8 protein-coding genes are annotated in these 11,877 nt (G+C 59.8%); 1 reads left to right on the plus strand and 7 read right to left on the minus strand.

The genetic code is table 11. From position 1 onward, the window contains the following. The gene (nadC, locus tag LPB73_RS17980) at positions 1-867 is read left to right on the plus strand and encodes a carboxylating nicotinate-nucleotide diphosphorylase (protein WP_175368197.1); all 867 of its coding nucleotides are present in this window, start codon (positions 1-3) and stop codon (positions 865-867) included. A gap of 208 nt (positions 868-1,075) precedes the next feature. On the opposite strand, the gene LPB73_RS17985 is transcribed toward nadC, so the two are convergent. The 7 genes from LPB73_RS17985 to LPB73_RS18015 form a co-directional block, all read right to left on the minus strand. Continuing rightward, entirely contained in the window at positions 1,076-1,780 is a 705-nt protein-coding gene (locus tag LPB73_RS17985) for a Crp/Fnr family transcriptional regulator (protein ID WP_231077729.1), read from the minus strand. 34 nt (positions 1,781-1,814) lie between these two features. After that, positions 1,815-3,809, minus strand: coding sequence for a S8 family serine peptidase (locus LPB73_RS17990; protein ID WP_231077730.1), 1,995 nt, complete (start codon positions 3,807-3,809; stop codon positions 1,815-1,817). Positions 3,810-3,856: 47 nt separating this feature from the next. Continuing rightward, on the minus strand, positions 3,857-5,041 hold the full coding sequence (locus LPB73_RS17995) for a phosphatase PAP2 family protein (protein WP_231077731.1): 1,185 nt from the start codon (positions 5,039-5,041) through the stop codon (positions 3,857-3,859). A gap of 27 nt (positions 5,042-5,068) precedes the next feature. After that, on the minus strand, positions 5,069-6,808 hold the full coding sequence (locus LPB73_RS18000; RefSeq protein ID WP_231077732.1) for an adenylate/guanylate cyclase domain-containing protein: 1,740 nt from the start codon (positions 6,806-6,808) through the stop codon (positions 5,069-5,071). A 197-nt stretch (positions 6,809-7,005) separates the two neighbouring features. Continuing rightward, the gene (locus LPB73_RS18005) at positions 7,006-7,341 is read right to left on the minus strand and encodes a hypothetical protein (RefSeq protein ID WP_231077733.1); all 336 of its coding nucleotides are present in this window, start codon (positions 7,339-7,341) and stop codon (positions 7,006-7,008) included. 147 nt (positions 7,342-7,488) lie between these two features. Beyond that, on the minus strand, positions 7,489-8,451 hold the full coding sequence (locus tag LPB73_RS18010; RefSeq protein WP_231077734.1) for a hypothetical protein: 963 nt from the start codon (positions 8,449-8,451) through the stop codon (positions 7,489-7,491). Between the two features lie 41 nt (positions 8,452-8,492). After that, on the minus strand, positions 8,493-11,804 hold the full coding sequence (locus LPB73_RS18015; RefSeq protein WP_231077735.1) for a carboxyl transferase domain-containing protein: 3,312 nt from the start codon (positions 11,802-11,804) through the stop codon (positions 8,493-8,495). Between the last annotated feature and the right edge of the window lie 73 nt (positions 11,805-11,877).

The raw sequence follows: 11,877 nt of genomic DNA on the forward strand, positions 1-11,877 counted from the left end.
ATGACGCCCTCACCGCTCCCCCATGTCATGATCGAGCCATTGGTTCGCATGGCGTTGCTTGAAGATCTCGGACGAGCCGGCGATCTCACGACCGATGCGATCGTGCCAGCCGGCCGACGCGCCACGACACTTCTTGTTGCGCGCCAGCCCGGCGTGGTGGCCGGGCTCGACCTCGCTCGACTGGCCTTTCAACTGATCGATCCCGCGATCGAGATGCATATCGAGCGCAACGACGGCGCAGTCCTGGCGCCCGGCGACGTGATCGCCACGATCACCGGCCCCGCGCGAGGTATTTTGACCGCTGAACGGGTCGCATTGAATTTCCTGTGCCGCCTGAGCGGAATCGCGACGGCGACTGCCTCTGTGGTTGCAGCGGTCCGAGACTACCAGACGAAAATTGTCTGCACGCGCAAGACAACGCCAGGGCTGCGCGCCATCGAAAAATATGCGATCCGCGTTGGCGGTGGCAGCAATCACCGGTTCGGCCTCGACGATGCCGTGCTCATCAAGGACAATCACGTCGCCATTGCCGGCAGCGTAACCGAGGCGCTGAAGCGGGCGAAAACCGGTGTCGGGCATCTGGTCAAGATCGAACTCGAAGTCGACACGCTCGATCAGCTGCGCGAGGCGCTCGATCACGGTGTAGACGCGGTACTCCTTGACAATATGGATCCACCCACGCTCACGGAAGCCGTCGCGATGGTCGCAGGTCGGGCGGTAACCGAAGCCTCCGGCCGCATCACGCCCGCTACAGCGCCACACATCGCTGCGACCGGCGTCGATCTGATCTCGATCGGATGGCTCACCCATAGCGTCGGCGTTCTCGACATCGGGCTCGATTTTAAACCGGACGATTTGAAGATGTGAGTCAGGTTGATGTTGTTGCGGTCGAACTCAACATCAGCAGAAAGCCTCAGCAACTATCCCGATTGCAACTTTTTACCAGTAGCTTCGTCGATCCCGCGTCGCGCGGTCTTCGTCCTCTAGCCCGCTTCTCTCGGGAGATCGAAAGCATCAGATCTTTTCACTGCTCGGCGCAAAAATGCACATCCGATCGGTAAAGCACCGTCACGTTCTAACTTCGCGTGGCGACGTTCTTCAACGCCTGAGTATCGAGAAGGACAAGTGTACGATTCTTGACCAGAACCCAGCCGCGATCGGCCCAAGCGGATATGATTTTATTTGCGCGCTCCCGCGAAATGCCCACCATCTCGCTAACACTCTGTTGCGTCATATTCACCACAAGGGGTCCATCCATTTGCACATTCGGCTCCGCAAACTTTATGACGATATGGGCAAGACGAGCCTCGAGACCGTGAAGGATCACCTCTTCCAGATGCTCGCTTGTCCATCTCAGGCGGGCGCATAACAAATCAATGAACTTAGCAGCCAAAGCCGGCTCGGTTCTAACCAGGGGGATCAGATCGCGCCGCGCAATTCCCCAGATCTCACAATCGCTATTCGCGATTGCATCCGTTGTTCGGTCGAGGCCATCCAAAACAGCAATCTCGCCAAATGTCTGACCGGCACTGATCAGATTTAACACCGCGCTCTTACCGTCAGGGGAGGATGCACACATCCTCACCGAGCCTTCCACAACTCCGAACAGGCACGTCCCAGGGTCTCCGCGTCGAAAAATGTAGTCTCCCCGTTCGAAGGTCTGGAAAGACGCGCGATGAAACAGCTGGGCAACCGTCTCGGGCGCGAGGTCGCTGAAGATCGCGTTCATACGTATGGCCGCCTGACGGCCCGCTGATTTCGCTGGCTTCGCTTTCGACACCGCGATGTTCCCTGTGCTCCGCACCGGTCCAAAATTAAGGTCTGTTTGGACGTCCGCACCGATCCAGCCGGCCAGCCCCGATCCGTACAGCCAATGGTGAGCCGGGACCTGGCGCCTTTGTGTCTCCTGTTTTCGCGATGCGCTGTACGTCCGGACGATCGCAAGCAAGCTGCGAGATCATCAATTCCGAGATCAATCGTGTCACCTGCGGAGCCGCGACACTTGTCCCATTCATAGTCACAACGGAACCGCTGCGCGTACCGGCGGCAAGCAGATTCCTGTGTACTGGCGACTCGTCTCCAACTGCCGACACATCGGGGCTTCGGATTGGGGATGCGCCATGTACTATCTCGCGCCCCCCGGCCCCCGAATACTCACTGACGGCCTTGTCGCTGCGAAGATAAGCACCCACGACGATTGCGCGCGTCCCTGTCGCCAATGCGTTGATCGTACTTTCTCGCCGGACCGGGCTGGAGCCCTTGTCATCTTGCTCCAGTCGCCCGGCAAGATCGAAGCGCACGTAATTCTCGTCTTCAAGCCGAGATTGCCGCCCTGACAACGGATAGCCAAATGGCGTGTCGCCGCGCTGAACCCAGACATCGACTGTCGTGGCTGCTCCCTTGTTTTTGAGTTCGATCAACCACGTCCCGGACGGCGCAGTCAGCGAGGGCATTGCGAGATCAGCCGTGGGCGCCATAGCAAGGAATATCTGCGATCGCTCCCCGACTGCAGTATAGTATTTCCCGAAAAACCGGAGCTGGCCTGATATGCGCCACTGCCAGTTCTGGTTAGCCCCAATCCAAGGACTGCGCTGGTTGGTCGGAGTGGTAATCCTTATGGTGATTTCGGGCTGGGACTTCTCTGTTGCCTGTTTGGGCAGCCACAGCTCCATAAAGCTGTTGGCCTTATCGTCGGGCTGCACGCGCCACCGCAAGCGCTTGGGCGACTGGCCAGGGACTGATGCCTGAGACAGTTCGACCAAGGCATGACATCGCGCCAGATAGTGATTTCCGGCTGGCAGAACGACCCTGAGCGGTGCGGTGCGTGACGCTATCAACTGATCGATCGCAGCTTCCAGCTGTGACGTACCATCGTGCGGGCCGGCAATGGTCCCATAACTCAAATTGATGACCACAGGGATCGGCCCCGTTCCTTCGGCGGCCGAGATCTGATCCGCACGACTGAGCACATAGGAGATGGCGGCGTAGACATTCGGAGTCAGGAATGCGCCCGACGTCTCTTCTGTCACCCACTTCGGCAATTGAACGCCGATGATATAGGGAAGGTTGGGATCTTCGGGAACCGCGTGTTTCGGATCGAGCCCGCAGGCGATGTCCATGACATGCGTTCCGTGCTTGGCACGGCGAGCAACCAGCTTCTGGCCGGCCAACCGATAGAACTCATCCTCATCCAGCAATCCCGTATGCGTGCAGTACGCCAGAAGCTGATTGATCTCGTTCTCCTGCAGCTCTCGCCCCCAGCCGAATCCGGCCGGCCGGCCTGTATTTGTGTGATCGTCCTGGTTCCAGAAATACTTCACCCGCGATCGGCCATCCCGAAAGCGGAATCTCTCATGGGCGAACGCCAATCCGTCATCGATGATCGCGACAATTGCCCGCCGCGACGGACTCGTGGCAAGCAACTGCTGCTCGATCGGTTGAGTCTTCTCGAACAGATTTGTCGTCGGCGTTCCAAGTTCGATTCGATTGATCGAGGACAGCAGGGGCGCAAACTGTCTGGCGTCTCCGCGCAATACCTTGTCGGAAGCAAGTGCGGAAAGAGCCTCACGTCTCGCAATTGCCATACAGCACGTTAGATCGACACCTCTCAGCGAGGGTGGTGCCCCCTGATAGACCGCCGGAATTCGAATGAACTGATCCAGCCCCGAGCGCACGACGGAACGGGCAAAGGCTTCCGCGGGTTCATCAAGCTCCAACAAGACCCAGAACCACTCACCCGGAAGATAAGCGAACTCGGTCAGCACTGCCCATTCGAGATAAGGTGAAACCCGCTTCCGTTGTTCTGCCATAACGCACACCTTGCGAATGCGATCGCCCTACCGCCATTTCCCAGCAGCTACTTCACCTCTGCAAGCGCAGCATCCCACAGCCACTTCATAATCGGCGATACAACTGGCGGCGTGGAGGCGAGAAAATCGACATAGGGCGGATCAATCAGGGGGCTCAGCTTTTCCTGTCCGTTTGCTGGATTGTAGAAATCATGGAAATTGAAGTCCTGAGTAGCTCCGTATCGCCCGCCGTCAAAACGCCAGGCGTTGAACCTCGGCCCACCTTTCGCCCGCAGAATGAAATAGCGGGCAAGTGACAGTCCAAGCACCTGACCGGCCGCAGTATCGACCGGGAAATGGACACCCGCCACTGTGCGGTTGACCGCGATGCGCGCCGCCTGTCGCATCAACTGCTCACCTAGTCTCGGTTCGCGCCCGTACAGCTCCCACAGGATGCGCGCAATCATGTGATTTTCGGTTGAATGACCGCTCGGAAATGTCCCGTGGCCCGGCGTCAGAATGATCGGTTGAACCTGAGACGACAGTTCATATGGTCGCCAGCACGCCAGAGCATGCTTGATGCGCATTTCCACCGCGGTTGCAAACCGAAGAGCAGCATCGAGCAGCTCGATCGTCTTCTTGGTGCGATCCGGATGCAAGTTCACGACCGAACTCCAGAACGCATATTGAGGGCCGAGCTGGGTCACGATTTCCGAAACACGATCCTCGCGAAGATCGGAATATTGATCCAGAAAATCCAGCTGGCCTTTGAAAGTCTCGGCCGGCGGGCGGATCAAAGTCGCAATCCGGCTCGATTTCGCTTTGGGAGAGGGATCGGCCGCCGTGGTTTGAACGTGGAACTGCCAGACCGTGACCGACTTCTCGCTCGGTGTCCGGGAGACGTTCTTGCCCTGATGCTTGTAGCTGAATTTCTCTGAGTGGCTTGTAAAATGGAGGTGCGACAGCAGTTCGAAGTCTATGACCGCCGCCCGCACCCACGGCTCCCAGAGCGCGAGGTTCTTCTTGTCGTCCAGCGCACGTGGCGACCGATTGACGGTCTGACCGAGCCAGCTTCCGACGATACCGTCGCGGTGCTTGACGAGTGCATCGGCAACCAGCGGCGACCCGTAACTGCCGTAGGGCCCAGCTCCAGCACCGCCTGCGCCTCCGGCACCGCCCGCTCCCCCAGCGCCGCCTGCGCCCCCAGCGCCGCCTGCGCCCCCCGCACCTCCTGCGCCGCCTTCAGGACCCATCGTGCACATGTTTTTGCTCCCGTTCTGCTAATTCGGTACGCCAGCTCCCTGCAATGCGCTCGACCAAATGCGGCCAGTTTCATATCCCCCACTGGGGTGACGCTCGCGATATTTCGCGACCGTCAGGCCCGGCTCGAGTTTCATCAGTTCGGTCACCGTCTTGCGCGCCTCTTGCTGAAGGCCGAGCTGCCATTGCGCGATCGCCAGCGCGCGAAACGTGGATGTATGCGTGCGATTGGCGCGCAACGAACGGTTGGCAAGATCGATGGCGCGCTTGTATTGCCCGGCGGAGAGAGCAGCCGTTGCGGCCAGGGAATCGTAGAAGTATCTGTGAGGGTCGAGCGGCGACAGTTTCAGCGCGTGCTCGGTGTGTTCGACTGCCGACTTTCCTGCATCCTTGAAGGCGAGAAGCGTTCCCTTTAGCAGCCACGCCATCCCATCGTTAGGATTGACGCGCAGCGCGAGGTCATACTGCTCCTGCGCGACGTCAAATTGTTTCAGCAGATTGGTATGAGCAAAGCCCATAACCACCAGCGCGAGGGAACACCGCGGGTCGGCACTCAGTGCTCGCCGCCCGCAATCGAGCGCCAGTTGCGTATCCGCACTCCAGTCATCGGTCCATCCCTGCTGGACCCGCAATATGTGCCACTTGGCCATCCATGCCCATGGTACGGCCTGTCGGGGCATGCGCTCGGTCAAGACCTGGAGCATCTGGCGCGACCTGTCAAAATCCTGCACCGAAAGACGATGCATGAGCGCGATCGCCCCCATCAACAACGTGTAGCTCTCGACGGTCGGGAGTGATTGCGACTGCGCGCGTTCAAGCTCGCGCGCCATGATCGCCAAGCTGACCGCCGTCACAATACCCGCGACAGCACCGTCCTTTCCGCTGATCAAAGCTGTCGCGCTACAAACGAACGAGTCAGACCAAACGATTGTCAGATTCGACGACGATGCCAGTTCGAGGTTCACCCGCAACTTACTTCCGGCCTTGCGGTAAGAGCCCGACAGAACGTAGTTCGCCGTCAAATAGCTACTGATCTCCTCGACCGAACTATCCCGCCCGCGAAAGACAGACGTCGACAGGCGCGAGATGACGTTCAGCTCCGATGAACGCGAAAGCGCGGATATGATTTCGTCGGCGAGCACTTCGCCAATGACCCGATGTTCCGGACCATCATCCAGCCCGGTAAAAGGTACGACCGCGACAGTGGCGCGCAACTTCGGCATTGATACAGTACCTGGCTCGATCACGGGTCGCGGCCCTGGTGGGCCGACACGATACGCTCGAACGGGTTCATGCACATGTTTAAGGTAACAAGCTCCCAAATCCTCGACGTCGGCATCCAATACAGGCACGAGTTGGTCGCGAACATCGGCCGATACAACAATTTCCCCCGGCCCCGCTAAACCTGTGAGCCGGGCTGCAAGGTTAACGTCAGCCCCGTAAACATCGTGCTCGTCTGCAAGAAGATGACCGACGTGAGCTCCTTCACGGACGAGGATATACTGATCTTGCGGAACGCCTTCATTGATAACCGCACACGCATTCTGGACTGCAAAGGCAGCTCTCACCGCTAGGGGAGATTGAGGGAATTCCATCAGGAGCCCATCCCCAAGGCTCTTTACAAGCCGCCCCTCGAACCGCGGCAGGACATCTTCATCTATCGTTTTAACGAGTTTACGCCATCGCTGTACGGTGCTGGCCTCGTTCTCTTCCATCAGTCGCACGGACTCGACCACGTCCACGAAGAGCAGTGTGCGCACCACCCATTCCGGATTCTCGAATGCGAGTGAAGCGCTTGATCTAGCCATCAGCCACGCTGGTCACTGTTCTGATCCGCACTCTTGTGCACTAATGCGCACAAACTCGGTATCGCGGACGGATCACACTCAATTTTGCCCGCCAAGAACTTGTTAGCTAGACTTGAACAACGGCGATTTCAGGACGCCGCTCCTGACGACTAGATTGCAACCACGTCGCCACGCGACTCGACTTTGATACGCCAGCCGTAATCATCGATACCTGCCGCCGGACCGAATGGTGCTATCTCGATCATAGACCAGGAGTTCTTCAGCCGGCAACTGCGACCTGCGCGTAGCGACGGCGCCTCCGCCCCCGACGACGGATGTACATCGTTAAAGCCTGAAACGATTTGCTTCATGATGGCAGGGACTGCGGCGGTTTTCCCAACCACGATCGCACACATGAGGACGGCGCAAATCACTCCGGCCCCGATCATCAAGCGATGGTATAATCGACGATAGGACTGCTCCAGTTTATCTTCCGACGCACTCATGATTGCCTCCAGATAAGGCACATAGCCTTACTGCGTCCCGCTGGAGGTGGATGTGACGAGCGTCACATCCCGGGATGATTTTGTCTGATTGCCGACGCTCTTTGTCCCGGCCTGGCCGCCCCCTGAACCAAAAGATAGCGTATCAGGCTACGCGTGGCTTCGAGGAAGCGCAGCATACTCTTGGTCGTAGCTGGCGTAGGATTCCTTGAGCGTCGCTAGATTGAGCAGCATCGTCGCGACCAGCGCGTTCGAGCTATCGAAGACTTCGGTGCGCACCCACAGGCTCTCGGTGCGCTTGCTGCCGGACATCGCGACGACCTTGCGGTCTATGCGGTAGTCTTCTCCAACGAACAGCGGACCTCGTAGCAACCGGATTTCCTGATCAGCGAACAGGCCGACTGCCGGCCCCTTGACCGGCAGACGATCCTTCTTGCTGCCGTGCTGAAACAACACACTGAGCATTTCCATCGGAATGATCGCACGTCCCCATGGCGAGCTGCCTGCGCTCTCTGGCGCGTAATAGGGCGACGGCTCACTGATGACCTTGAGCTTCTGTTCAAGCGAGAATGGATAGAGTTCGCCCATGTTCTGATCGAAATCCATCCGAACCGTCTGCGATGCGGTGGTCATGCCGAGCTTGATGTCGCGCAGGATTACGGCATCACTCAGCGGCTTCAGTTCGGTCAGCCGTATGTCGAGGGCAGAGGCTGGCGCATCGCGGCCAATTGAGGCACTGCCGCGCAACACTTCGGTGCCATCACGCTTCACCATTCTGATCGTGCAATAATACCCGCCATCGATCGGCTTTTCGACAATGGCCTGTACCTCCTCGCCCTCAAAGGCGGCAGCACGATAATGCGCCGAGATACAGCCCGTCTCGAACCAGTCCTTGCCCCACAGTCGTTCGCAGAGCGGTGCAAACTGGCTGAAATGGGTCGGGCCCTCGATGGTCCCGCCCTTGAAGCCGAGCTTCTGCGCGGTGGCATCGTCATGGATGGATGCGTGAGAGTCGTAAGTCTGCGCATGGAGCATCTGTCGGGGCTGTCGCCACGGACCGATCAGTGCATTTCCGGCGTCCTCAATCACCGTATCGAATGCTTTTGATATCATTGGAAACTCCTCCGGGAATGTGAGCCTTCGGTTCGTTGTGGCTACCAGGTATCGACACAGGGGCGCTTGCGACCCTCGCGTTGCGGCGGCTTCGGCACCGAACGCAGGCCGGCCATCACCCAGCGGCGCGTCTCGGCGGGGTCGATGACATTGTCGATCTCGAACACCGAGGCGATCGAGGTCGCCTTCCCGTTGGCATAGAGTTCGGCGACCTTGTTCTTGTAATAGGTCTCGCGCTCCACCGGATCGGCGATTGCCTCCATTTCCTTGCGGAAGCCGAGCCGGACGTAGCCTTCCAGCCCCATGCCGCCGAATTCGCCGGTCGGCCACGCCGCGGTGAAGAACGAGGCGTGAAAACCGCCGCCGATCATCGACTGGGCACCGAGCCCATAGCCCTTGCGCAGCACGATGCCGAACAACGGCACTGTGATGCTCGCGCCGGTGACAAACATACGCGCGACATGGCGCACGATCGCGGTCTTCTCCGCCTCCGGCCCGACCATGAAGCCCGGCGTATCGCAGAGTGACACGATCGGAATGTCGAATGCATCGCAGAGCTGCAAGAAGCGCGCGGCCTTGTCGCCGGCCGCGGCGTCGATGGCGCCGCCGAGATGTTTCGGATTGTTGGCAATCAGGCCGAATGGCTTGCCTTCGATACGAATGAACGCAGTGATCATGCCGACGCCGAAATCGCGCCGGATTTCGAGCACGGAATCCTCATCAGCGATCAGATCGATCACCACGCGGATGTCATAGACGCGCAACCGGTTCTCCGGAATCGCACGCCGCAGCAGGCGCTGGTCAGGCGCACGCCATTCGGTGACGGCGCCTTGGAAGTAGGACAGATATTTCTGCGCGGCCCGTGTCGCTTCCTCTTCGTCCTCGACGAGAATATCGATGACGCCGTTCGGTGACTGGAAAGAGACGGGTCCGACTTCGGCCGGATGATAGACGCCGAGACCCCCGCCTTCGATCATCGCAGGCCCCCCCATGCCGATCGAGGCGTTCTTCGTGGCGATGATAACGTCACAACAACCGAGCATCGCAGCATTGCCCGCGAAGCAATAGCCAGACACCACGCCGACCACCGGAACGAGACCCGAAAGCTTCGCGAATTGCACGAAAGACGGCCCGTCGAGACCCGTCATGCCGAGCCGATCGGTATCGCCGGGACGACCACCGCCGCCTTCGGCATAGAACACCAGCGGCATTTTCCACTGCTCGACCAGCGACAGCATGCGGTCGATCTTCTTGTGATTCATATGGCCCTGGGTACCCGCCAGCACGGTGTAATCATAGGAAATCACCATGCAGCGAGCCTCATGCTCGCCGAATTTGGCGGCATTGACCGTGGCCGGACCGGCGACCAGACCATCGGCCGGCGTGTTCTTGATGAGATCATCGACCGCGCGGCGGCGCCGCTGGCCGGCGATGGCGAGGCTGCCATATTCCATGAACGAGCCGTCATCGACCAGTTGCGCAATATTCTCGCGCGCGGTGCGCTGATTGGTCTTGCGCCGGCGCTCGACCGAAGAGGGCCGGTTTTCATCGAGCGTGATCCCCTGGCGAGCGATCAGTTCGGCAAGGTCGGGACGAATGTGGTCGAGATCGATATCGGCTTCTTGCGTGGCGAGGTCGCCGGCCACGTCCTGCGGTTCGATATACAGAATGGGCTCGCCCTGCATCAGCGTGATGCCGTCGGATACCGCGATCCGCGTGACGCGACCGCCCTGCTCCGCAGTCACCAGATGCTCCATCTTCATGGATTCGATGATGGCGAGTTGCTGGCCGGGCCTGACAACATCGCCTTCGGCCACCGGAATGGACACGACCGTGCCCTGCAGCGGCGCCGCGACCGGGATCGATCCTTCCGGCGCGGGCTGTACGACGCCGGCGGAGGTCCGTGCATCACCGATTGATCCGCTGGCGGCGAATAGCGGCTTGCCCGCTGTCAGTGTGGCAGCGACCAGATCGGCGACGTTGCGATCGATGAAGCTGGTGTTGATCCGATTGGCCTGGAAATCGGCGTTGGCCAGGATCGCCTGCATCAACGGGATATTGGTGGCGACGCCCTCGATGCGGAATTCGCGTAACGCCCGTGTGCCCTTGGCTATGGCGTCGGACCATTTCGACGACGGCGTGTGGACGATCACCTTGGCCAGCAACGAGTCGAAGGCCGCACTGGTCTTGTAACCGGCATAACCGAACGTATCGACACGCACGCCCGGGCCTGACGGTGGCTCGAAAATCGCGAGCGTGCCGCCGGTCGGCTTGGTGGCGCCGGTGGCATCCATGGTCTCCATATTGATGCGGAGCTGCATGGCGAAGCCGCGCGGGCTCGGCACCGAGGCCTGATCGAGACCGAGCGACGCCAGCGTGGCGCCACCGGCAACGGCGAGCTGCGACCGCACCAGATCGACCGACAGCACTTCCTCGGTCACGGTGTGTTCGACTTGCAGCCGCGGATTGGCCTCGATGAAGGCGAAGGCGCCATCGCCCTCGCCAGCCTCGCCATCGACCAGGAATTCGAACGTGCCGAGGCTGTCATACTTCGCCTCCGCCGCAAGATTTTTGGCAGCTTCAACGATGCGGCTGCGCAATTTATGTGACAGCGACGGACTCGGCGCAACTTCGACCAGCTTCTGATTGCGGCGCTGGATGGTGCATTCACGCTCCCAGAGCTGACTGATATCGCCGTGCCGATCACCGATGATTTGCACTTCGATATGACGGGCATTGCGAATGAGACGCTCGACATAGACGCCGTCGCTGCCGAAGGCCGCCTTGGCTTCGGACTGGCAACGCGCATAGGCGTCGTCGAGATCCTCCGCGCGCTCGACAACGCGCATGCCGCGGCCGCCGCCGCCAGCCATGGCCTTGATCATCACGGCGGCATTGCTACCCAGCGATGTGAAAAACGCTTTCACCTCATCAAGCGTCGAGGGGCCCGTGGTGCCCGCGATGATCGGCACACCACAGCGCTTTGCGAGTTGCTTGGCCGCGACCTTGTCGCCGAACAGCTGCAATGCCGCGGGTGACGGGCCGACAAAGGTAATGCCCTCTTCGGCGCAGCGGCGGGCCAGATCGGCGTTCTCGCTGAGAAAGCCGTAGCCCGGATGCAGCGCGTCACAGCCGGTGGCTTTCGCGGCATCAATCACACCTTCGATATCGAGATAAGCACGCGCACCACGGCCGGGGATTTCCGTGGACTCGTCAGCGATCCGTACATGCAGCGACAGCGCGTCATCGGCCGGATACGTCGCGACGGTGGCAAGGCCAGCGTCCGCCGCGGCGCGTGCGATACGAATGGCGATCTCGCCGCGATTGGCAATCAGCAACTTGCAAAAGGGCATTAAAACTCTCCGTGAACAACAGACGCGATCCGGGGTGACATCATCCACACCCGGGGCCATGTAACGTTTCGAT

The organism is Tardiphaga sp. 37S4, from assembly GCF_021044645.1.
Taxonomy (GTDB): domain Bacteria; phylum Pseudomonadota; class Alphaproteobacteria; order Rhizobiales; family Xanthobacteraceae; genus Tardiphaga; species Tardiphaga robiniae.

What these genes read in the sequence shown, in the direction of transcription:
- LPB73_RS18010 (WP_231077734.1), bottom strand. Translation starts at nt 8,451, where the DNA reads ATGATATCAAAAGCATTCGATACGGTGATTGAGGACGCCGGAAATGCA.
- LPB73_RS17995 (WP_231077731.1), bottom strand. Translation starts at nt 5,041, where the DNA reads ATGGGTCCTGAAGGCGGCGCAGGAGGTGCGGGGGGCGCAGGCGGCGCT.
- LPB73_RS18005 (WP_231077733.1), bottom strand. Translation starts at nt 7,341, where the DNA reads ATGAGTGCGTCGGAAGATAAACTGGAGCAGTCCTATCGTCGATTATAC.
- LPB73_RS18015 (WP_231077735.1), bottom strand. Translation starts at nt 11,804, where the DNA reads ATGCCCTTTTGCAAGTTGCTGATTGCCAATCGCGGCGAGATCGCCATT.
- nadC (WP_175368197.1), top strand. Translation starts at nt 1, where the DNA reads ATGACGCCCTCACCGCTCCCCCATGTCATGATCGAGCCATTGGTTCGC.
- LPB73_RS17990 (WP_231077730.1), bottom strand. Translation starts at nt 3,809, where the DNA reads ATGGCAGAACAACGGAAGCGGGTTTCACCTTATCTCGAATGGGCAGTG.